Here is a 21,529-nt window from a genome sequence, read left to right as displayed (position 1 = left end):
ATGCCTGGTTGCAGCACCTAGCAAAAACGACCGAGCCCACGCGGCCCGGCCCTTTTCTTCTTAAAAGCGCTGTTTATTTGAGGATGTGAAAGCGCGCTTATTCACTATCTTTGGCCGGTTCGCCTTTTGCACGCACTTCCTGAATCATAGCGCGAGCGATGCGTACACGCACGCCCTCAGCCACATCCACTTGAACCTCGCCATCATCAACAACCTTGGCGACTTTACCGATCAAGCCGCCAGAGGTGACAATGGTGTCGCCGCGACGCACGTTATTGATCATTTCCTGATGAGCTTTCATGCGCTGACGCTGCGGACGGATGATCAAGAACCACATGATCACAAAGATCAGGATAAACGGCATGAACTGCATGATCATGCCGGGAGCACCTGCGGCACCGGCCGACTGCGCGAAAGCTGGGGTAATCAACATTGCTATCTCCTTAAGAGCTTCACCCCCTTGGTGAAGCACCTTCTATTAACTCTCCGAAACTGCATATGGCATCTTTCGAAAAAATTTAAAGGTTAGGGCGGACTATACAGGCCGCGCCGCTGTTTTCAAGAGTTTGCCACCCATCCCGCTGCCCTGCCCGCCCCCCTACCCACAGGCACCACACCTCACTACTAAACATTCCTGTTGCAGCTTTTACGCCCACGCGCCAAACTGACAGTTCACCTCACAGACAATTCCAACAGGATCAACGACCGGTTATGAGCAAGACTGCCGAGGCTTTAGACACATATCTGAGCCGGATTGATGACAAACTCTCAGCCCTTAGCGAGGCGCTCGCGACCTTGGCGGGCACCCACTCCCTGCAAATCACCTTAACCGAAGAAAATGCCTACGTTTTTTGTAGTCAGCCATTTTCGCTCCGTCCGGTTGCGCAGGTGAACAAGGTTGATCTCGGTCTTTTACAGGCTGTTGGCGGATCAAAACAGCAACTCCTAGACAATACTATGAATTTCGCAGATGGCTTTGCTGCTAACAACGTGCTGCTTTGGGGCGCCAAAGGCATGGGCAAATCCTCATTGGTCAAGGCGATCCATGCCCATATTTGCGAAAGTCGCAACGCAGCTCGCCTAATCCTGATAGAAATCCACCGCGAAGACATTAGCGAGTTGCCAACCCTGCTTGGCCAGCTGCGTGCGCACCCCCACCGCTTTATCGTCTTTTGCGATGATCTGTCCTTTGACGGCAACGAGACCAGCTACAAAAGCTTGAAGGCAGCGCTTGATGGCGGCATCGAAGGAAGGCCGGAAAATGTCCTGTTCTATGCCACTTCCAACCGCCGCCACCTGATGCCGCGCGACATGATGGAGAACGAACGCTCCACCGCGATCAACCCCGCCGAGGTGATCGATGAAAAAGTCTCTTTATCTGATAGATTTGGCCTCTGGCTAGGTTTCCACAATTGTTCGCAGGATGACTATCTGGAAATGATCACCGCCTACACCGCGCACTATCAAATTCCCGAACCACCCGAGCGGCTCCGTGCCCGTGCATTGGAATGGGCCACCACCCGCGGCGCCCGCTCGGGACGCGTTGCATGGCAGTTTATCTCTCACCTTGCAGGCGAACACAAAATTAGGCTCTAACCCAACAAAAAAGGGACCCTAACTTGGGTCCCTTTCTACTTTATCGTTTAAAGCTTAGCTGGTAGGCAAATACACCAGCGGATCGACCGGCGCATTGTCTCGGCGCAGCTCAAAGTGCAACTGCGGCTGACTAACAGAACCACTCGCCCCGGCGAGAGACAATACCTGCCCGCGCCGCACCACATCGCCGCGCTGCACCTGCAACTTTTTGTTATGCGCATAAGCCGAGACCCAGCCATCGGCATGGCGAATGAGCACCAGATTACCAAAGCCCTTTAGCTCATTACCCGCATAAACAACAGTACCATCAAGCACCGAACGCACCTCTGTCCCCTCCGGAACAGCCAAATTGATGCCGTCATTGCGCGCCCCGCTGGCCTTCGTACCAAAGTCGGAGATTATCCGCCCACGCACTGGCCAACGGAATGCAGGCATACCAGCCCCTTTAACGGCAGGCGGCGCTTTTGCCGCTACCTGTTGCTGAGCTGCCGGCACTGAATTGGTAGTCACAACCTCGTTCTGCGCTGTTGCATCAGGCAAGGTCTGTCCATTTACCTGCGTATCAGCTGGTGTGGACGGACTTTGGGTTTGTTTTGCTGGCGCCTCTTGCACAGGCTGCATAGTCTTAGCCTGTACAGGCTGTGCTGATGCAGATACCGGCTGCGGGGCCGGAGCCGCCGGGGTCACAGCCGTAGGAGCCGAAGTCTTTTGGCTCTGCGGCAACGCAACAGTGGCAGCCGCCGAGGCCAAACGCGCCGGATTATCGCGCGGCAAAATAGTCATTTTCTGCGGAAATGTGAGCGCAGCCACACTGACAGAAGAAGGGATCGCCTTTTTGCTTTGTACTTGCTGCAAGCGGGTCGCAGCAGGGTTAAAGTCACCCTTCTGCGCCACAGGGGCAGCATTTACCTGCATCGCGGGAAGTTTCTGCGGATTCTTCACCACCCGATTGCTAGTGTAAGGCGCGGGTCGCACACTTTGCGGGCGCTGTTGCACTGGCAACTTTGCCAATTGCACCGGCTTCTGCTGGCCACTGGATGCGGGGAGCAGGACTGGCTGTGGCGAGATCGCGCCGCGTTGACCAGACGTGGAATAGCCCCGCTGCTGAGGCGGCGTTGCCGCAACCACATATGGTGCAGGCTTTGATCGGCTCGGCATTGGTTGCAAGCTGGTCCGCCCGCTCAACTGCACAGGTTGCGGACGACCTCCTGGATTAACTCGCGATACGTCACGCGTGCCCTCTGCCATAGCCACCGGCGTCCGCCCTGAATAGGGCTGTGCGCGAACCGCACCAACATTACCCTGTGGCAACAAAGCGGCCATCTCAGCAGACTGTTGTGGCGTCAACTGGGTTTGGCTCGAATACTCAAACCGCGACGTAGAACATCCCGCCAGCGCTGAAGCAGCAAGCAGCACACCCAACAATCTTGGAGAAATCAGTTTTTGTTCTATGCAAAACGTTTTCATAACCGCCCTATCACAACAGCACGTAAAGGCCCTGTCGCAATTCTGGACAGGGACGGTTGACAAATATTTAAGAGAAACATGGAAACTACATTTTTTTTGCAGTTCCCCCCACCAGAGGTAGGTAGGGCGCAAAGCCGAGCTCTTGTCGCTCCTGTGCCCGGCCGCTCCCGCTTATTAACAAGACCTGACTAAGCCCGCGTTCTCCTGCACCGCGCACCGGCACCAGCAGCTGCCCTCCCGCTGCAAGCTTATTGAGAAGAAAATTTGGCACCTCGCTGATGCAGCCATTGAGGATAATCCGGTCATATACAACCCCTTCATCCTCCCAGGCGCTGTCCACCATCAGCCCGTCTCCGAGCACAACCTCCACGTTACGACGCTTTAAGCTGGCCAGCCTTCGCGACGCCAGTTCAACCAATGTCCGATAACGCTCTACACTGGTCAGATACCCACAAAGGTGTGAAATAACAGCGGCTTGATAACCGGATCCCGTGCCGACCTCCAAAATCCGGTGGTCTTCCTTAATCTCAAGAATCGTGAGATGCCGAGCGATCAATGACGGCGCCAAACCCATCTGTCCGCAGTCAATCGGCTGCATCCGATCTGCAAATGCATTGCCTTGGCACTTAGCTTGCAGAAACATTTCACGCGGCACAGCTTCAAGCGCTTGCAACACCCTGTGGTTCGCAGCATTCTTCGCCCGCAACGCCATCATAAACGCTGCCCGCCTTGCCATCTCTTGCTGCTCGACTGCCTCTAACATTCGCGGGCCACGCCTCACTCAATTCCTGTGAACACCGCCCATTAATCGTCAATTATCCTTAATAAAGAATAAATGAGGCCGCGCCGAAAGGTACGACCTCACCAAAACAGCGTTAGTGATTGCGCCCTAGCCCTGCGCGCCTTGCAAATGTTGGGCCAGTGATCCCATCAATTCGTCAGCAGTCAGGTTTAAATGCAGAGGCGTCACGGCGATGTAACCATCTTCAATGGCGTCGATATCCGTACCCTTGACCCGCGGCACTTCGCCATTGTTAAACGCCAGCCAGTAATACGGATTGCCGCGCCCATCCTTACGCCCATCCATAAACATGGAATCTGTGCTGCGCTTCCCTTGTCGCACCACCTGAACCCCCTTCACTTCCTGCGGCGCAACCGCCGGGAAGTTTACATTCAGCAGCGTTTCAGCTGGCAAGTCATAGTCAAGCAATTCCTTGATAAGAGCCGCCCCATGCTTCAGCGCCGGTGCGTAGTCAACGCCCTTCAGCTCCGTGAAGTTGTAGTGCTGTGAAACTGCAATCGAGCGGATGCCCAGCAAAGTGCCTTCCATCGCTCCGGCGATTGTGCCCGAATACGTCACATCATCAGCCACATTACAGCCTTTGTTGATGCCGGAAAGGATAAGGTCCGGTGCCTTGTCCAACACCACACTCACTGCCATGATGACGCAATCTGTCGGTGTCCCGCGCACAGCGAAATGCCGCTCATCTATTTTTCGCAGACGCAGGGGGTCGTTGAGCGTCAGCGAATGCGCCACACCGCTTTGATCACTCTCAGGTGCCACCACCCAAACATCATCGGAAAGCTCTAGCGCAATCTGCTCCAGTACATGCAGCCCTTCAGAGTGGATCCCGTCATCGTTTACAATCAATATACGCATCGCTTTTTTCCTTAAACGTTTTAGGTCACCCGTATAAATCGGTTATGTGCCAAAATAATAACGCCGGCTAAAAGAGCCGGCGTTACTTGCAGTCCTAACCGATTTTTTCCAGCCCGCCCATATAGGGCCGCAGCGCGTCTGGGATGGTGATTGACCCATCTGCGTTCTGGTAGTTCTCCAGCACCGCAATCAAACAACGCCCAACAGCAAGGCCGGAGCCGTTCAATGTGTGCACGAACTTCAGCTGTTTCTCGCCAGCGACGCGATAGCGCGCCATCATGCGCCGGGCTTGGAAATCGCCGCAGACTGAGCAAGAAGAGATCTCGCGGTACGCATCCTGCCCCGGCAGCCACACTTCCAGATCGTATGTTTTGCGCGCGCCAAAGCCCATATCCCCGCTACACAGGGTCATAACCCGGTAATGCAGACCCAGCTTTTGCAGCACCATCTCGGCACAGCCGCGCATGCGCTCTAGCTCTTCAAGAGAGCTGTCCTCATCGGTGATGGACACCATTTCACACTTCTGGAACTGGTGCTGACGCAGCATGCCGCGCACATCGCGCCCGGCAGAGCCTGCCTCAGAGCGGAAGCAGTAGGTCAGACCCGTTACCCGGATAGGCAGCGCATCTACATCCAGCGTTTCACCGGCTACAAGGTTGGTCAGCGGCACTTCGGCAGTCGGGATCATCCAATAACCATCAGTGGTCTTGAACTGGTCCTCGGAAAACTTCGGCAACTGCCCTGTGCCATAAAGCGACTCATCGCGCACCAGTAACGGCGGCGAGACTTCATTGTAGCCATTTTCCTGTGTGTGCAAATCAATCATGAACTGGCCGATAGCGCGCTCCAGTCGCGCGATTTGCCCTTTCAACACCACAAAACGAGAGCCAGCAAGCTTGGCAGCCCGCTCAAAATCCATGCCTTTGAGTTGCTCTCCAAGCTCGAAATGCTCCTTTGGTGCAAAATCGAATTCCGGCTTTTCCCCGTGGGTGTGCAGCAGCACATTGTCCGCTTCATCCTGCCCAACAGGTACATCATCCAGCGGAATATTCGGGACAACGCTCAAAGCCTCTTCCAAAGCTGCATTCAGGCGGCGCTCTTCTTCTTCGCCGTTTTGAATAAAGCTTTTGATTTGCGCCACTTCATCCATCAGCGCTTTTGCAGCAGCTTCATCCCCGGTGGCTTTTGCCTTACCGATCTCTTTGGAAGCGGAATTTCGGCGCGTCTGGGCTTCCTGAAGTTTGGTGGTGTGGGAGCGGCGAGCTTCATCCAGCTCGATCAAGTGGGCAGCACGTGGCTCTGCGCCACGTTTTTTCAAAGCCTCGTCCAAAGCCGCTTGGTTCTCGCGAACCCATTTCATATCTAACATAAGTCTTCTCCGGCAACGCGCCATTCTTTGTGCCTGCCGGAGAAACTAGTCATATTAAAATAGCGTTGCAAGGCACTAGCTGGCCTCTTCCGCCTCTTCGCGCTTTTTCTCAACAAGTCGCACGCAATAAATGGAGATTTCATAGAGCAACAAGGTTGGCAGCGCCAACCCGATCTGAGAAATCGGGTCCGGCGGCGTCAAAACAGCTGCAGCGGCAAAGGCCAGTACAATCGCGTAGCGCCGCTTGCCCTTTAATGCCTCCGAACTAACCAGACCAGCCCGGCCCAACAGTGTCAACACCACAGGCAGCTGGAAAACCAGCCCGAATGCAAAAATCAGCACCATAATGAGCGAGAGATATTCACTGACCCGCGGCAGCAGCTGGATAGAGGCTTTACCCGCGCCGCCCACTTGCTCCATCGACAGGAAGAACCCCATCGCCATTGGCATAATCAGGAAGTAAACCAGCGCCGCACCAATCGCAAACAACACCGGCGTTGCCACCAGAAACGGAATAAACGCCTTTCGCTCGTGCTTATAAAGGCCCGGCGCAATGAACATGTAAATCTGGTTGGCAACGATGGGAAACGAGATAAACAACGCCCCGAACAGCGCCAGTTTCATCTGTGTGAAGAAGTATTCCTGCGGCGCCGTATAAATCAGCTCGATCACATGGTCTGTGCCTGCGGCCCGCTCATATGGCCAAATCAGAATATTGAATACATCCTTGGCGAAGATAAAACACAGGACAAAGGCAATCGCCAAGGCAATGACCGAGCGCATCAAGCGTTGCCGCAACTCGATCAAATGCTCGATCAGCGGTGCCCTGCTCTCTTCAATTTCGTTTTCAGACATCAATATTGCCTTTTCATCCCACATGACAATCGCAAGGTACATGCTCAGCGATCAGAAAATCCCATTAAAGCGACCAGGTTTAAGTGTCTTTCTCGCTACTATCAGCAGTAACAACGCTTGCGCTTTTCTTGCTTTGCATGGCCGGATCTGCCCCAAGCGGGGTCACAGCCGGTTCTGGCGCAATCGACGGATCATCCTCTGCGACACCCGCTTGCGGCGCAGGTGTAGCGCCCCCCTTAACTGCACTGTCAATCTGCTTACGCTCGCTCTCAAGCGAATCTTTTAGGTCCTTTAAAGGATTGAAGTTTTGGGCAGCATCAGCTTGCGCGCGCATCTCGTCAATGCCTGCCTGCTTTTCCGCTTCTTTGACCGCATCATTCAAAGTTGACTGAAAATCGCTGGCCATCCGCCGCACCGAGCCAATGGCCTTCCCCACTGTGCGCAACATCCCCGGCAGCTCTTTTGGGCCCACCACCAAAATGGCAACCACCGCCACCAGCAGCAACTCGGTCCACGCAATGTCAAACATCTCTCAGTCCTTCGCACCCTGTCTGGCATCTGCCTGCACCGCTATGCGCCCTAGCGCAAAGGGTTTTAAACCACCCCCTTGCCACAGCGGCAAATGCCAAATCAGCTAACCACCCCACAATGAAGCAAGCCGTAAAAACTACGCCTTGTCCTTCTCCTGTGTTTTCTCAACGCTTGGAGCAGGGTTGTGATCGATGACTTTGGTCTCGTCACTTGCAGTGGTTGTCGTGCTGGCACCGGTCTCTTCATCCTTCAGCCCTTTTTTAAAGCTGTTGATACCTTTGGCCACATCACCCATCAGCTCGGAAATTTTGCCGCGACCAAACAGCAGCACAACAACCACCGCAACAATGACGATCTGCCAAATTCCAATAGAACCCATCTGCCAAACTCCCTTGACGTTTGTTACCCTGCAGGCCGCAGTGTCCTGACCGCCCGCGCATAAATCAAATCCCTTTTATACTAAGGGGCTACGCAGCAAATACCATAAACTTTTCATCGGCAATATGAATTTCTACAAGCTCACCAATCAAAAACTGCCCCGGCTGATGGTTTTTTACACGGAATTCCTGCTCGCAGCCCTCTATGCTAAGGGATAATACGTCACTTTCCCCGCCAAAGCTGCGTCGCACCACGCGCCCGTGCACGCCTCTCTGTCCGTTGCCTTTTGCAGGTTCCAGCCGCACATGATGTGGGCGGACACACACGGTGGCCTGACTACCCTCATGCAAGTGGCTTGCTGGTACAGCGCCAAACACCGTAGCAACCACACCATTTTCAACCACGCCATCCACCTTGTTTACTTCACTAAAAAACTCTGCGGCAAAAAGGCTTTGCGGGCGGAAGTAAATCTCTTCAGGTGTTGCCAGTTGCACAATCTCGCCGCGCCGCATCAACGCAATTCGGTCTCCCAGCTTTAGCGCCTCCTCCGGATCATGCGTCACCACAACCGCCGTTGCATCCTGTTCGCGGATCATTTCCAGCGTATGTGCCCGCACATCCTCTCGCAAACGGGAATCAAGGCCAGAAAACGGCTCATCCATCAACAATGTGTGAGGACGCGGCGCCATCGCCCTTGCCAAAGCCACCCGCTGCTGCTCGCCCCCAGAAAGCGCATGCGGATAGTCTTCCAGATACTGCGACATACCAACCATCTCCAACGCGGAACGAGCCCGCGTCTTGGCTTCTGCCCGTGGCAGGGTTGATAGGCCAAACAATACATTGTCAAGAATACTTAAATGAGGGAACAGGGCGTAATCTTGAAACATCAAGCCAATGCCGCGCGCTTCTGGGGGCAGAAAGCTCTCATGACTTGCCACCACCGCGCCATCAATCAACACCTCGCCAGCTTGCTGGCGAATGACCCCGGCAGCAATGCGCAGCAAAGTCGTCTTGCCGCAACCAGAATGCCCCAGCAAACACAAGACCTCACCACGTTCAAGCTGCAAGGAAACATCGCGCACCGCTGGCAGGCCGCCATAGTTATGGCCAATATTGCGAAATTCCAGATGTGGCGCCCGCTGCTTTTCTTGTTCTGTTGCGAGCTGCAACCCCATGCTCCACCTCTTTTTTGAAAATGCCTCTTATTCCTGACAAGCCTATATCACCGTTTCCGCCCCATGTCTTGCCCGAGATCAAATCTAGAAAAAGCGGCTAAACGGCCAATCCAGCCACAACTGCACCAACAGCTACAACCAGAAACACCCCCTCGAGCATATGGGGGATAATTGCAAACCAAATACTACGAAACCGCCGCGATGGATAACTCCAAGCCATGCCGCCTATGATTGTCGCAGGAATAATCAGCGGTCTGTGCAGATGATATGTCGCAAACAACACCGCATTTGCCAACCAGTCCCACTTGCCAAAGACGCCGCGCATTCTGGGCAGCAACACACCGCGAAACAGTAGTTCCTCGCCTAAAAAGTAATTGAATACAAAAGAAAGCCCGGCAACTAACAAAAGCCACCAGTTGCCAACGTTCTCCTCCACCGCCAGTACCCTAAGATCGAGCTGCGGTAGTTGCGCAAGTTCCGGGACAAGGGTAGCGAAACCATCGCTAAGTAATTGGCCAATGACGCTAAGTTCCGCTGCCGCGTAGACCATAAAAGCCGGGATCAACCACCAGAACAGATGCAGATCAGCTTTGCCTCCTGCGCAACGGCGCGGTGCCAAAAGCCAGATCCGTTGACGAAACACAGCAAAAGACTGCAACGCCCCCTCCTGCCAAAGCAACACCATGGCGACAATCCATTGCCACACCATGCCGCCAATCAGCAGGAGCCAGATCACCAGCCCTTGCTTAACCAAATCCTCAGGCACCAGCACCGGCGCAAGAACAAACGCCAAGAGCGGCATCGGCACACTTACTATCGCCCAAATTCCTAGAATTTTTGCAAGAGAGTACTGCGGAATACCAGCATCCCGGCGCGCCAATGCCTGTTCGCAGGTGCGTTTGCCTTGCTGTAATGCAACCATTGCCCCCTCCATCAAAATTGGCAAAACAACCGCAATCACAGTTATTTACCGCATAAAGTAACGCCGGAGTGTTGCAACAGAATAGCCGAAAGAATGAAATGCACTAACGTAAGGTCGCCCCGTAGGGCGCTACTCTTCCACCGCCTCCAGCGGCAACTCGTCTTCCTCCAGCTCTTCGCTGTCGTCAGGACTTGGCACAGAAAAATTCATCGGAATGGCACTGTCAAGCAGCCCTGCCCCTTTCAGCTCTTCAAGGCCGGGAAGATCCTTGATGGTTTCCAGCCCGAAATGATCCAGAAACTGAACACTGGTCCCATAGGTCACAGGTCGCCCCGGTGTGCGCCGCCGTCCGCGCATGCGCACCCATTCACTCTCCAACAACACATCAAGCGTGCCCTTGGAGGTTGAGACACCGCGTATCTCTTCAATTTCGGCCCTTGTTACCGGCTGGTGAAACGCGATAATCGCCAAGGTTTCCAGCGCCGCGCGCGAAAGCCGTTTTTGCTCTGCCTGCTCGCGATGCAGCAAACCAGCAAGATCAGGTGCGGTGCGCATCGCCCAGCAATCGGCCACCCGCACCACGCGCACCCCCCGTTTTTCATAGGAGTGCTTCAACGCATCCAGCACAGCTTTAACATCCGCATCCCGGGGCAAGCGTTCTTTGATTTCCCGCTCGGGCAATGGCTCACTGGCAGCAAACAACAGCGCCTCCGCCACGCGTACGTGCTGAAACAACAGATCCGCATCCACTGTTTCAATGGCGTCCTCAACCGCCGCCGCCTGCGTTTCTTCTGGAGGAAACAAACCACTTTGCATCGTTAGTCAACCTCTTCAAACTGATGCTGCCCGGCATCATCCGGCATCGCACCGTCCGCAGCTGCGCTCTGTGCTGTGCCGCGGATATAGATCGGAGCAAATGCTTCTGCTTGCTGAATTTGTGCCCGCCCCTCACGCACCAGCTCTAGCGAGGCGGTAAAAGAAGACGCCAGTGCACTGGCCCGATGCTCTGGCTCCACCACATATCGCAGCAAATAGGGCTCTAGCGCCATCCAGCCATGCACCTCACCAATCAGCCGTTCCAACAGTTGCCTCGCCTCGGCTAGCGACCACACCTGCCGCTTTTGCACATGGTGCGACACAACGGAGTTACGTTGTCGCTGCGATGCATAGGCCGTGAGCAAATCGAACAGGCTGGCCCGCCACGTGCTGCGCCGCACCACCGAAAAATCTTCTGGAGCTCCGCGTGCAAACACCTCACGCCCCAAGCGTGGCCGCGCCATCAACCGCGCTGCGGCCTCGCGCATGGCCTCTAGCCGCTGCAAGCGAAAAGCCAGCGCTGCGGCCATTTCTTCGCCGCTAAGCTCTTCACTCTCCTCTTGCTTTGGAATCAGCAAGCGCGACTTCAAATAGGCGAGCCATGCCGCCATCACCAAATAATCTGCGGCCAATTCTAGGCGCAGCCGCCGCGCTTCCTGAACAAAGCCAAGATATTGCTCGACCAACTGCAAAATGGAGATTTTCGTTAAGTCGACTTTCTGCGCGCGCGCCAGCGTCAACAGCAGGTCCAACGGCCCTTCAAAGCCGTCAAGATCTACTTCAAGGCGCGGCTCATCGCTGCCAGCCCCTCGCGCGACCTGCACAGCGACAGTTACATCTGCATTTGGCTCGTGAGCGATCGTTTGCTCCTCTGCCATTGCTATACTATCATCCCCTGCCGAACATCTGGTAGGCGTACTTGCTGCAAGCCATAGCGGCCTAGCAGGTCATTCAGTGCTGCACGCCGCTGTGGCAGCCGCGCTTGCGCCTCTTCTTGCGCCAGTGGTGCCTTTACAAACTCAAGCGACGCTTTTGCGCGGACAAGAGCATTATCGGCAAGCTCGGGAACCTCAAGGACCGCCGCTTGCATATCCGAAAACTCGCCATTGCAATGCAGCGCCATATCAACACCAGCCGCAAACACCCCGCGGATCCGCGTGCGAATATCGCCATCAAGCGCCATCATGGACAGATCATCGCTCATCAGAAGACCGGAAAAACCGATCTCTCCGCGAATGATCTGCGAAACCACCACTGGCGATTGCGTAGCAGGCCTTGCATCGTCCAGTGCCTCCACCACCACATGGGCTGTCATCCCGAACGGGCTGTCATTCAACGCCTGAAAGGGAACAAAATCAGAGGCACGCATCTCATCCAAAGAGCACGCCAGCCGAGGCAGCTGTTTGTGGCTATCCACCATGGCACGGCCATGCCCCGGCATATGTTTGATAACCGGATAAATATGCGCCTTGCGGCAACCATCGATCACCGCAGCACCCAGCTGCGCCACCATCTGCGCATCGCCGCCAAACGCCCGAAGCCCGATAATGTCATTTGCCCCGGCAACCGGAACATCAAGGCAAGGAATACAATTGGCCGAAAGCCCCATGCCCGCCAGCTCAAGCCCCAGAGCCTCGGCGAACAAAGACACCGCCTTTACCCCATCACCTTGGCTGTGTTGCCAAACCTGTGCCACTGTTCCAGCCGCTGGATAATCCGCCCACAGCGGCGGCCCTAAACGCTGGACCCGCCCGCCTTCCTGATCAACAAACACAGGCGCATGCCAGCCAACAGCGCAGCGAAACTGTGCCACAAGTTCACGCACCTGCGCTGGACTAGAAAAATTCCGGGCAAACAAAATCAGCCCGAATGGACGTTCGTTTGCGAAAAAGACACGCTCGTCCGAACTGAGCGACAAGCCCGCACACCCGCTAATAAATGCTTTGCAATGCATAAAATCAAAGAGCGGCCAATCGGCCGCCCTTCCCTCAAGCTGTTTTAGGAGTTACGCCGCACGAAACAATCACCGCCCGCTTCTTTTAGCGAAGTACAGAAGTTGATCGCCCCGTCTTTATCGCCAAATGGTACACGCACACGGTAGTAAATGCCCTTCTCGCCAAGATCCGCGCGGACCACTGCGGGCCGCACGCCCTGCATCAAGCTAGGGAACCGGCGTTGAAACGAGGAAATTTCATTCGCCGCCATATCTTCACTACGTACGGAAGACAGCTGCACCACATAGGCAGCACCTGCCATATTCGCAGCAGGTGCAGTCGGTTGTAGTCGTGCTGCTACCGGCTGTTGCGGCTGGTTGACTTGCGCCCCACCCGTCAAATCAAGCGGCTGGCCAGCGCTTTGTGGCGCAGCTGCCACCTGAACGCCGCCAAGCGGTTTTTGCAAGGGCCGAGTTTCAACATTTGGCGCCACAGCCGCAGCATTGTCTATTCCAAAGGGATTAGGCGCGACGGATGCCGTTGTCGTTACCGCGCCGCCCGTCTGCGGCAGGGCACCGTTTTGCCGGGTAATCGGCTGAGTGCTCACGCTACGCTGTGGCACATCTGGCAGCAAGTTGGTCGGGCCGTTATCAACCGGCGCAGCAGCCGCCTGCTCATTGCCATTCTGGTTCAGCCATGCCATGTCTTTTGGATCGCCTGTCGTACCGGCATGTTGCGCCTGACGTTGGGCTGCCAACAGCTGGTCGGCCAAAGACTTCGCGCCATTTTCATTGCCGTAGTCGAGGGTTCCATCAGGACGCACCGTGATAGTGCGCACTTTTTTAGGCGCATTCGCAACAACAGCGGTGCTGACATCTTCTCCCGCAACCGGTGCAGGTGGCAATGGCTCCACTGCGGCATTCTCGCGCGGCAGCATCACCTCGTTCTCCACCTTCAGATCGGATTGCGCAGGTAGAATCAACTGATCATCGCTATTCTGGTCCGCATCGGCAACCTGTGGGAACTTTTTCATTGGCGCACTATCTGCATGAACCAGCGGAGGTTCCCCGTTTGGCAGGTTCGTGCCGCCACCAAAGTCAATAAAGGTTGCCCCCAAACCGCCGAGCACAATTACCGCGCCAACAGCAGCGGCTGCCATCACCCCTTTTTGCGTGCCAGGAGATTTTTTCTCTTCAACAACTTGCGGCGTTACTGGTGGCAATCCGGGCAGAACTCCGTGCCGCACACTAGGATCACGCTCTGCCATTGCTTCCGCCACCTCACTCAAATCATAGCCCTGCGCAGGTGCTTGCTGCTTGTCATCCAGCGCAAACAAATCCTCGTCGTCCTGCCCTATATGCTCTGCCGCCTGCGGCCAAGACATATCGTCGATCCCAGCTGCGATCGACGCGCGCATTTCCCCTTGCTTGCCATATTCAGCAGCAAAAGCCTCGCCAGCGACATTTGTCTCCACAGTTGCTCCGGGCAACGGCCCAAATGCCGGTTCGGGTTCGGCGTTCTCACTAGCCTGCGTCTCTCGAACCACCGCAGGGGCATTGAGATCCAAAAGGATATCCTCCAGATCTTCCGAAGGTTGCCTGCTCTGAGGTTTAAGGCTTGGGGTGGTAACTGGATGCTGCTTTGCTGCTCGTTGAGGATCGGGTTGACCAAGAGCATCTATAAGGGGATCAGCGGCCTCAACAGGCGCTTGTACCGCAGTAGCCGCCAGCGCCTGTGCCGCGGCAGCGCCTGCTTGTGCAAACTCGTCTAAACTGCCCACAGCCGCCTCGGCAGGCGTCATGTCGTCCGCGCTGGAAAGCGCCGCCATTTCCTGCTGAAATGCCGCAGTCATCTGTTCATCTAGAACATGTGACCCTTGCGGCGCGCTTGCAACCTCCACCTGCGCCTCAGGCAGCAATTCCTCTTCATTAATTGGCCCGCGCAACTCAGCTTGTAACTCTTCCTCGACAGGCTTGGCGCGTGCAGCTTCTTGAAGCGCCAGAGCCTCTTCCTGCATCTGTATCTGTAGCTTCGCCGCCTCTTCAGCTTCCAGTTGCGCAGCATAAGCCTGAGCAGCGGCTTCTTCCGCAGCCACCTGCGAAGCCGGTATATGATTACTGTCTTTCTGTGCCACCGGAGTGGCGCGAGGCAATGAGCGCTTCAAGCGTGGGTTGCTCACCGCGGCCTGATCCAGTGCCGCAGGCGCCCCGCCAAAACTTGCCACCATCTCCGCTTCCAGATCCTGTGCCAATTGCGCATCAAGGCTCTCGCCGAGCGCAGGACCAGCCTGTGGCACCTCTTGATAGGTCGATGCCGAAACTTGCGGCGCATAGGCAGGAATAGTCTCTTGCGGCGCAGTTGTGGCGGGCGCCATGGGCGCAGCATCAGCAACAATGCGAGGAACAGGCGGCAAATCGCTCACAAAATCCGCGGGCTCCGCTGCGGGCTCCGTTATCGTACCATTTGCATCAAGCGCAAAGGGATCTGCATAAGCCTGCTCCGGGCTATGATAGGAACCAAAGCCATCTGCCACAGCTTGTTTATGCAACCTATAACCAGTTCCAGCAACCGGTGCTTCTGCCTGAGCGGTAGAATAGGCCGGATCCTGCAAGGCACTACCGACCGCAAATTGCTCTGGCATTGGTGTAGGTTCATAGGAAGGCTCAGCCTGCACAGGCTGCTCGGCAACCAGTGGCGCTGATCGCTCTTCTTCATAGTGTGATTGCATCGGCGCAGCAGGAGCACTTGGCTGCGGGTTTCCAACCAACTTGGCCAGTTCCGCAAGTGGGTCAGTCTGGTTTTGCCACGATTGGCCGGCCTCTACAGCTGCGGCGGTTTCGTTTGCGGCATCCTCCGGCCCAAACTGGTTGGAGCGATTACTCATGGTCCTGCTACGTCCTTTTAAGGAGAGAGCGCGAGACCCCGCGCTTTCCCGTAGTATACTTCCTGTCTCGTCTAATCGACCTGCGTGCCTAGCGCATTTCGCGGGGCGCTTCCACACCCAATACATCAAGGCCGGAAGCAATCACCTGCGACACCGCATAAACAAGTGCGAGTCGAGCTTTAGTCAAATCTGACGATTTATCATTAATAAACCGTAATTGCGGCTTTTCCTTGCCTCGTGCCCAGTGACCATGCAGCGCAGACGCCAGTTCATAGAGGTAGAAGGCCACCCGGTGCGGCTCGTGCGCCTCAGCAGCACTATCCACCACCCGTGGCCACTGCGCCATCTTGGCGATAAGCGCTTGTTCCCCTTCATCTTCCAGCAGTTCCAGCTTTGCATTTTGCAGCTGCTGCGCGGTACCATCAAACCACTCAAGTTCTTCTGCAGCTTGGCGCAACACTGAGTGACAGCGCGCATGCCCGTACTGAACATAAAACACCGGATTATCTTTGGATTGTTCGGTAACCTTTTGGAAATCGAAGTCCAAATGCGCATCGTTTTTGCGGTACAGCATCATGAAGCGTACAGGATCACGCCCCACCTCTTCCACCACATCACGCAGGGTGATAAAGTTACCAGCCCTCTTGGACATTTTGACAGGCTCGCCAGCGCGAAACAGCTTAACCAACTGGCACAATCGGCAAATCACGTCCGCCTTACCGCCAGAGATCGCTTTACCAACAGCCTCAAGCCGCTTCACATAGCCTGCGTGGTCTGCCCCCAGTACAAAGATAAGCTGGTCGAAACCACGCGCCAGTTTGTCGGCGGCATAAGCCACATCAGCGGCAAAATAGGTGTAGGAGCCATCGGATTTCACCAGCGGGCGATCAATATCATCGCCGGCAATGGTGGAGCGGAACAGGGTCTGTTCGCGGTCTTCCCAGTCATCTGGCAGCTCGCCTTTTGGCGGTGGCAGTGTGCCATCATACACCAGATCACGCGCGCGCAGCTCGGTAAGGGCCTTTTCAATTGCCCCGCCCTTGCCATGCATGGTTTTTTCAGAGAAGAACACATCATGCTTGACGTTGAGCAGCTCCAGATCCGCGCGGATCATGCCCATCATTGCGTCAACGCTGAACGGCTTTATGATTGCAAGGCGCGCCGCATCGTCCATGGATTTCAGCGTGTCACCATATTTTTCGGCCAGCGCCTTACCAACCGGCACCAGATAATCGCCCGGGTAAAGCCCCTCAGGAATTTCGCCAATATCTTCGCCCAGCGCTTCGCGGTAGCGCAGGTAAGCCGAATTTGCCAACACATCAATTTGCGCCCCGGCATCATTGATCAGATACTCGCGGGTCACATCATAGGAGGCAAATGCCAGTAGGGACGCCAGCGCATCACCAACCACGGCCCCGCGGGTGTGCCCCACATGGATTGGCCCTGTTGGATTGGTGGAAACGTATTCCACATTCACCTTCACGCCTTTGCCGCGCTGGGAGCGACCAAATTCCTTGCCTTTGACCACCACATCGGCCAGCACTTGCGAAAACACATGCGGCTGCAAACGGATGTTGATAAACCCGGGCCCGGCCACATCGACAGAGGCGACATCAGCATCTGCACGCAGACCTTTGGCGATTTTTTCGGCAATATCGCGCGGCTTCATGCGCAGCGGCTTGGCAAGTACCATGGCCGCATTGGTAGCCAGATCCCCGTGAGCAGCATCACGCGGCGGTTCCATTGTCACCCGTGACAGATCCAATTCAGCGCCGTCAGCCGCCAAATTCTGCGATTCAATGACCGTTTTTACCCGCTCGGCAAACGTAGAGAAGATGTTCATTGTCTATGCCTGATGTAAAGCGCCGGATCAACGTCCTCAAGTGCAAGCTCCTGTGCGGCGCACCCCTGCCTGATCCAGCTGGAAATTATTCGTCTCGCGCACTACCCCAAATCGGGACTATCGTCAAATAGTCGTCGATGCTCTTCAATCGCATAGCGGTCCGTCATTCCGGCGATAAAGTCACAAACACGCCGGGCAATCTGTTGCTGGGAGAGCGCTGCCAGACCTTCACTCCAAGGGGATGGCATATTTTGCGGGCTGGCAAAATAATGCTCAAACAGCTCTTTCGTAATGCGCGCCACCTTACGGCGCACCACCAGCACTTCCTCATTGCGATACAAATTGGCAAACAAATAGCGCTTTAGCTCTTTTTCTGCCTGCGCCATCTGCGGTGAAAACGCCACAACCGCGTCACCTGCCTTGCGAACATCACTCACACTATCAGGGGCCAGCGCCTCAAGCCGCGCAATAGCCTGTGCGATGACGTCTTCTACCATGCGGGTGATCGAGCGGCGCACCACCTCATGAATGCGACGCGCATCCTCAAGGCCGGGATAGAGCCCGTCCACCTCATCCAGAATATCGCGCAGAAACGGCACTTGCCGCATGCTTTCAAAGCTCAACAGCCCCGCGCGCAAACCATCGTCAATATCATGACTGTCATAGGCGATATCATCGGCAATCGCCGCCACCTGCGCCTCTGCGCTGGGCCACGACCACAACATAAGATCTTGCCGCCGGGTGTAGTCTCGCACCGCAAAAGGCAACCCGTCCTCAGAAAACTTGCCAAGTGGCGCGCCACTGCGATCTGTCAGCGGCCCGTTGTGTTTGACCAACCCCTCTAATGTTTCCCACGCCAGATTAAGCCCGTCAAAGCGCGCATAGCGCCGCTCTAGTTCCGTCACCACCCGCAAGGACTGCGCATTATGGTCAAACCCGCCAAACTGCGCCATGCAAGCATCCATCACATCCTCGCCTTCATGGCCAAAGGGCGTGTGCCCAAGATCATGCGCCAGCGCCAAACACTCCGCCAGATCTTCATCAAGCCGCAAGGCACGCGCCAGAGAGCGGGCGATCTGCGCCACTTCGATTGTGTGCGTCAGCCGTGTACGATAATGGTCCCCTTCATGATAGATGAAGACCTGCGTCTTATGCTTTAGCCGGCGAAAGGCAGTACTATGAATTATCCGGTCACGATCACGCTGATAGGGTGTGCGCGTGGGGCTGTGCGCCTCTTTTACCAAGCGCCCACGGCTTTCCTCCGCCTTACAAGCGTAAGCTGCCAATGGCTGCGCTCCATACCCCAATGTCTTTGTCATTCCCAACTACCACTCTTTAAAAAGGCACTGAGTTTACCCGCAAATTACGCTGTATCGCTCGCACCGCCGATAAAATATAATAGGTTTTTCGCATGCCCGCCCATTGACGCGGCATCGCGGCCAACTTAACTAAGCCCTATCAGCCGCTGATGGAATGCCTATGACATTTCACTGGCTCGCAAGAGTCAAGCGTCATCTGCCCCATATCGTTCCCGCGGCTTTGGAGTAAAGACTATGAGCGAGACAGAAGTAACCCTGACAAATTCGGCGGCCAAACGCATTGCCCAGATTCTGGCGAAAGAGCCGGAGGGCACCAAGCTGCGCCTGTCTGTCGAGGGCGGCGGCTGCTCGGGATTTCAATACAAATACGATCTGGTACAGGAACAGCATGACGATGATTTTTGCATTAAGCGCGATGGCGCCACTATGCTCATCGACGAGCTTTCCTTACAATTTCTCCAAGGCGCCCAGGTGGATTTTGTGATGGACCTCATGGGCCAGTCCTTCCAGATCACCAATCCAAACGCCACCGCCGGTTGCGGTTGTGGCACCAGCTTCTCCGTATAGTCTGTCCGGCTCCCTCTTGTTTACCCACTAGGCGGTGGACGCCCCGCCTATTGCCTTGACGGGCACCCTGTTCTCGCGCCAAGCTGCAGCCCAACCTTATCAAATCGTTGTTTGGCTTAGAGACCTGAGGATTGCCCCCATGAAAATTGCCAGTTGGAACATCAACGGGATCAAAGCCCGCATGGACACCGTGTTGCGCTGGCTGCAGGAAGAGCAACCGGATCTGGCTTGCTTTCAAGAGATTAAAAGCATCGACGAAGCCTTCCCGCGCGAGCCAATTGAAGCACTTGGCTACCATTTAGAAACCCATGGTCAAAAGGGCTTTAACGGCGTTGCCCTGCTCTCCAAAACCCCATTTGAGGAAGTCATCCGCCGCCTTCCAGGCGATGAGGCCGATGAACAGGCACGCTATATCGAGGGCGTGGTGGCAACGGATAATGGCCCCGTGCGCCTTGGCGGCCTGTATCTGCCAAATGGCAATCCTGTGGATACACCCAAATTTCCTTATAAGCTGGCATGGATGCAGCGCCTAAACGCCCATGCAGCCCAAACATTGCAACAGGAAGAAGCCTTCATTCTGGCCGGTGATTACAACGTCATCCCCGATCCGCAGGACGCAGCCAAGCCCGAGACATGGGTCGGCGATGCGCTCTACCGCCCCGAGAGCAGGCAGGCCTTTCGCGCCCTCAATCACTTGGGCTTTACCGAAGCCATCCGCGCCACCCAAGATGCGGTCAAAACCTATACCTTCTGGGATTACCAAGCCGGCGCTTGGCAGCGCAACAACGGCATTCGCATTGACCACCTGCTGCTCTCACCGGAGGCCGCCGACCGCTTGCAAGGCACAGGCATAGATAAACACGTGCGTGATTGGGAAAAGCCTTCCGACCACGTTCCAGTCTGGCTAGAGCTCAATTAACAACAACAAAACAAACCGCAAGGAGCATCGCATGCATTGGCAACCAGCGCACGACCGCTACGAAAACATGGTCTACAACCGCTGCGGAAAAAGTGGTTTAAAACTCCCGGCTATCTCACTGGGATTATGGCATAACTTTGGTGAAGATACACCTCATCAAACCAAACGCGACATGTGCCGCACCGCATTTGATCTGGGCATCACCCACTTTGATCTGGCCAACAATTACGGCCCGCCCAAAGGATCGGCCGAAGAAGCATTTGGCCAAATCTTGCGACAAGACTTCTCCGGCTTGCGTGATGAGCTGATTATCTCTTCCAAGGCTGGCTATGACATGTGGCCCGGCCCCTATGGCGAGTGGGGCAGCCGCAAGTATCTGATTTCCAGCCTCGACCAATCGCTGCAGCGCATGGGGCTGGACTATGTGGACATTTTTTATTCGCACCGCTTTGATCCCGAAACCCCGCTGGAGGAAACTTGCGGCGCTCTGGACCAGATTGTCCGTCAGGGCAAGGCACTCTATGTGGGCATATCCTCCTACAACAGCAAGCGCACCCGCGAGGCCGCCAAGATCCTGCGTGAAATGGGCACTCCTTGCCTGATCCATCAGCCGAGTTACTCCATGCTCAACCGCTGGGTGGAAGAGGATGGCCTGCTCGACACACTGGAAGACGAAGGCATCGGTTCCATCGTATTCTCACCACTGGCCCAAGGCATGCTGACGAGCAAATATCTGGGCGGCATCCCAGATGACAGCCGCGCTGCCCAAGGCAAGTCTCTGCCGCAGAAGTTTCTAAACGAGCGCTCTCTTGCAGCCATCACCGCCTTGAACGAAATCGCCAAGGGGCGCGGCCAAACACTGGCTCAAATGGCGCTGGCTTGGGTGCTGCGTGGCGGAAGGGTAACATCCGCACTTATCGGTGCCAGCCGCTCTCAGCAAATCATCGACTGCGCCACCGCTATTCAGAACCTAGAGTTTACACCTGCTGAGCTTGCAGCAATCGATGAGCACGCCAAAGATGCCGGCATAAACCTCTGGGCAAAATCGGCGGAGCGCAAAGGACCGAGTAGATAACCTTGCAAAGGTAAACTCAAAACAACCATGGGCACAGGGCTATAATTGACGCCCAAACCACGTAAAGGAGCAAGTGACACAATGTGGCTTGCTCCTTTATTGTTTCACCGGCAAAGCCGCCCATGAGTCGCAAGTAACTCGCGCAATTCGCGCATTTTCCCAAGACACTACCTAAGTAATTTTCCCGGTTCCTACTTTATATCTCTTAAAAAAATAATA

General features: G+C 55.5%; 20 protein-coding genes. 4 read left to right on the top strand and 16 right to left on the bottom strand.

The genetic code is table 11. The annotated features are described in order from the left end of the window. Positions 1-97: 97 nt before the first annotated feature. On the bottom strand, positions 98-433 hold the full coding sequence (gene yajC, locus AYK82_RS14685) for a preprotein translocase subunit YajC (protein ID WP_068317624.1): 336 nt from the start codon (positions 431-433) through the stop codon (positions 98-100). Between the two features lie 278 nt (positions 434-711). Here yajC and AYK82_RS14680 point away from each other — a divergent pair, with 278 nt between their 5' ends. Next, the gene (locus tag AYK82_RS14680) at positions 712-1,596 is read left to right on the top strand and encodes an ATP-binding protein (RefSeq protein ID WP_068317622.1); all 885 of its coding nucleotides are present in this window, start codon (positions 712-714) and stop codon (positions 1,594-1,596) included. Between the two features lie 54 nt (positions 1,597-1,650). Here the strand turns inward: AYK82_RS14680 and AYK82_RS17825 are convergent, their stop codons facing one another. From AYK82_RS17825 to AYK82_RS14605, 15 genes are all read right to left on the bottom strand, one after another. Then, entirely contained in the window at positions 1,651-3,063 is a 1,413-nt protein-coding gene (locus AYK82_RS17825; RefSeq protein ID WP_082733972.1) for a M23 family metallopeptidase, read from the bottom strand. Between the two features lie 85 nt (positions 3,064-3,148). Continuing rightward, positions 3,149-3,826, bottom strand: coding sequence for a protein-L-isoaspartate O-methyltransferase family protein (locus AYK82_RS14670; RefSeq protein ID WP_068317620.1), 678 nt, complete (start codon positions 3,824-3,826; stop codon positions 3,149-3,151). Positions 3,827-3,952: 126 nt separating this feature from the next. Continuing rightward, positions 3,953-4,723, bottom strand: a complete 771-nt coding sequence (gene surE / locus AYK82_RS14665; protein ID WP_068317617.1) for a 5'/3'-nucleotidase SurE — start codon at positions 4,721-4,723, stop codon at positions 3,953-3,955. A gap of 94 nt (positions 4,724-4,817) precedes the next feature. Next, positions 4,818-6,092, bottom strand: a complete 1,275-nt coding sequence (gene serS, locus AYK82_RS14660) for a serine--tRNA ligase (protein WP_068317615.1) — start codon at positions 6,090-6,092, stop codon at positions 4,818-4,820. Between the two features lie 75 nt (positions 6,093-6,167). Beyond that, entirely contained in the window at positions 6,168-6,947 is a 780-nt protein-coding gene (tatC, locus tag AYK82_RS14655) for a twin-arginine translocase subunit TatC (protein ID WP_068317687.1), read from the bottom strand. Positions 6,948-7,026: 79 nt separating this feature from the next. Continuing rightward, the gene (gene tatB, locus AYK82_RS17820) at positions 7,027-7,476 is read right to left on the bottom strand and encodes a Sec-independent protein translocase protein TatB (protein WP_082733971.1); all 450 of its coding nucleotides are present in this window, start codon (positions 7,474-7,476) and stop codon (positions 7,027-7,029) included. Between the two features lie 138 nt (positions 7,477-7,614). Continuing rightward, positions 7,615-7,857 (bottom strand): twin-arginine translocase TatA/TatE family subunit, encoded by a 243-nt coding sequence (locus AYK82_RS14645; RefSeq protein WP_068317613.1) that lies wholly within the window; start codon positions 7,855-7,857, stop codon positions 7,615-7,617. 88 nt (positions 7,858-7,945) lie between these two features. Then, on the bottom strand, positions 7,946-9,031 hold the full coding sequence (locus AYK82_RS14640) for an ABC transporter ATP-binding protein (RefSeq protein WP_068317608.1): 1,086 nt from the start codon (positions 9,029-9,031) through the stop codon (positions 7,946-7,948). A 97-nt stretch (positions 9,032-9,128) separates the two neighbouring features. Beyond that, positions 9,129-9,953, bottom strand: coding sequence for a CPBP family intramembrane glutamic endopeptidase (locus tag AYK82_RS14635; RefSeq protein ID WP_172795252.1), 825 nt, complete (start codon positions 9,951-9,953; stop codon positions 9,129-9,131). 129 nt (positions 9,954-10,082) lie between these two features. Continuing rightward, positions 10,083-10,769 (bottom strand): SMC-Scp complex subunit ScpB, encoded by a 687-nt coding sequence (scpB, locus tag AYK82_RS14630; RefSeq protein WP_068317602.1) that lies wholly within the window; start codon positions 10,767-10,769, stop codon positions 10,083-10,085. Positions 10,770-10,771: 2 nt separating this feature from the next. Then, a complete protein-coding gene (locus AYK82_RS14625) occupies positions 10,772-11,653 on the bottom strand; it encodes a segregation and condensation protein A (protein WP_425272586.1) in 882 nt (293 codons plus the stop codon). Next, complete coding sequence (nagZ, locus tag AYK82_RS14620; RefSeq protein ID WP_172795251.1) at positions 11,650-12,687, bottom strand: beta-N-acetylhexosaminidase; 1,038 nt, start codon at positions 12,685-12,687, stop codon at positions 11,650-11,652. Before nagZ ends, AYK82_RS14625 begins: the two co-directional genes overlap by 4 nt. A gap of 80 nt (positions 12,688-12,767) precedes the next feature. After that, a complete protein-coding gene (locus AYK82_RS14615; RefSeq protein WP_068317601.1) occupies positions 12,768-15,587 on the bottom strand; it encodes an SPOR domain-containing protein in 2,820 nt (939 codons plus the stop codon). An 88-nt stretch (positions 15,588-15,675) separates the two neighbouring features. Continuing rightward, positions 15,676-17,430 (bottom strand): arginine--tRNA ligase, encoded by a 1,755-nt coding sequence (gene argS / locus AYK82_RS14610; protein ID WP_068317600.1) that lies wholly within the window; start codon positions 17,428-17,430, stop codon positions 15,676-15,678. A 101-nt stretch (positions 17,431-17,531) separates the two neighbouring features. After that, the gene (locus AYK82_RS14605; RefSeq protein ID WP_068317599.1) at positions 17,532-18,749 is read right to left on the bottom strand and encodes a deoxyguanosinetriphosphate triphosphohydrolase; all 1,218 of its coding nucleotides are present in this window, start codon (positions 18,747-18,749) and stop codon (positions 17,532-17,534) included. A 234-nt stretch (positions 18,750-18,983) separates the two neighbouring features. Here AYK82_RS14605 and erpA point away from each other — a divergent pair, with 234 nt between their 5' ends. The 3 genes from erpA to mgrA all read left to right on the top strand — a co-directional run bounded on the left by erpA (position 18,984) and on the right by mgrA (position 21,310). Then, positions 18,984-19,316: an iron-sulfur cluster insertion protein ErpA gene (erpA, locus tag AYK82_RS14600; RefSeq protein WP_068317596.1), complete on the top strand. Its 333-nt coding sequence runs from the start codon at positions 18,984-18,986 to the stop codon at positions 19,314-19,316. Between the two features lie 139 nt (positions 19,317-19,455). Then, complete coding sequence (gene xth / locus AYK82_RS14595) at positions 19,456-20,235, top strand: exodeoxyribonuclease III (RefSeq protein ID WP_068317593.1); 780 nt, start codon at positions 19,456-19,458, stop codon at positions 20,233-20,235. 31 nt (positions 20,236-20,266) lie between these two features. Continuing rightward, positions 20,267-21,310 (top strand): L-glyceraldehyde 3-phosphate reductase, encoded by a 1,044-nt coding sequence (gene mgrA / locus AYK82_RS14590; RefSeq protein WP_068317589.1) that lies wholly within the window; start codon positions 20,267-20,269, stop codon positions 21,308-21,310. Positions 21,311-21,529: the final 219 nt, after the last annotated feature.

Origin of the sequence: Polycladidibacter hongkongensis, assembly GCF_001561995.1 — a bacterium.
GTDB lineage: Bacteria > Pseudomonadota > Alphaproteobacteria > Rhizobiales > Stappiaceae > Pseudovibrio > Pseudovibrio hongkongensis.
This window is presented reverse-complemented; position numbering and strand designations above follow the sequence as displayed.

Bases quoted from the DNA above. Each gene is read 5' to 3' on its own strand.
- AYK82_RS14645 (WP_068317613.1), bottom strand. From the start codon at position 7,857: ATGGGTTCTATTGGAATTTGGCAGATCGTCATTGTTGCGGTGGTTGTT.
- tatB (WP_082733971.1), bottom strand. From the start codon at position 7,476: ATGTTTGACATTGCGTGGACCGAGTTGCTGCTGGTGGCGGTGGTTGCC.
- AYK82_RS14615 (WP_068317601.1), bottom strand. From the start codon at position 15,587: ATGAGTAATCGCTCCAACCAGTTTGGGCCGGAGGATGCCGCAAACGAA.
- AYK82_RS14680 (WP_068317622.1), top strand. From the start codon at position 712: ATGAGCAAGACTGCCGAGGCTTTAGACACATATCTGAGCCGGATTGAT.
- AYK82_RS14670 (WP_068317620.1), bottom strand. From the start codon at position 3,826: ATGTTAGAGGCAGTCGAGCAGCAAGAGATGGCAAGGCGGGCAGCGTTT.
- scpB (WP_068317602.1), bottom strand. From the start codon at position 10,769: ATGCAAAGTGGTTTGTTTCCTCCAGAAGAAACGCAGGCGGCGGCGGTT.
- tatC (WP_068317687.1), bottom strand. From the start codon at position 6,947: ATGTCTGAAAACGAAATTGAAGAGAGCAGGGCACCGCTGATCGAGCAT.
- erpA (WP_068317596.1), top strand. From the start codon at position 18,984: ATGAGCGAGACAGAAGTAACCCTGACAAATTCGGCGGCCAAACGCATT.
- AYK82_RS17825 (WP_082733972.1), bottom strand. From the start codon at position 3,063: ATGAAAACGTTTTGCATAGAACAAAAACTGATTTCTCCAAGATTGTTG.
- AYK82_RS14635 (WP_172795252.1), bottom strand. From the start codon at position 9,953: ATGGTTGCATTACAGCAAGGCAAACGCACCTGCGAACAGGCATTGGCG.
- serS (WP_068317615.1), bottom strand. From the start codon at position 6,092: ATGTTAGATATGAAATGGGTTCGCGAGAACCAAGCGGCTTTGGACGAG.
- mgrA (WP_068317589.1), top strand. From the start codon at position 20,267: ATGCATTGGCAACCAGCGCACGACCGCTACGAAAACATGGTCTACAAC.
- AYK82_RS14605 (WP_068317599.1), bottom strand. From the start codon at position 18,749: ATGACAAAGACATTGGGGTATGGAGCGCAGCCATTGGCAGCTTACGCT.
- surE (WP_068317617.1), bottom strand. From the start codon at position 4,723: ATGCGTATATTGATTGTAAACGATGACGGGATCCACTCTGAAGGGCTG.
- AYK82_RS14640 (WP_068317608.1), bottom strand. From the start codon at position 9,031: ATGGGGTTGCAGCTCGCAACAGAACAAGAAAAGCAGCGGGCGCCACAT.
- argS (WP_068317600.1), bottom strand. From the start codon at position 17,430: ATGAACATCTTCTCTACGTTTGCCGAGCGGGTAAAAACGGTCATTGAA.
- yajC (WP_068317624.1), bottom strand. From the start codon at position 433: ATGTTGATTACCCCAGCTTTCGCGCAGTCGGCCGGTGCCGCAGGTGCT.
- xth (WP_068317593.1), top strand. From the start codon at position 19,456: ATGAAAATTGCCAGTTGGAACATCAACGGGATCAAAGCCCGCATGGAC.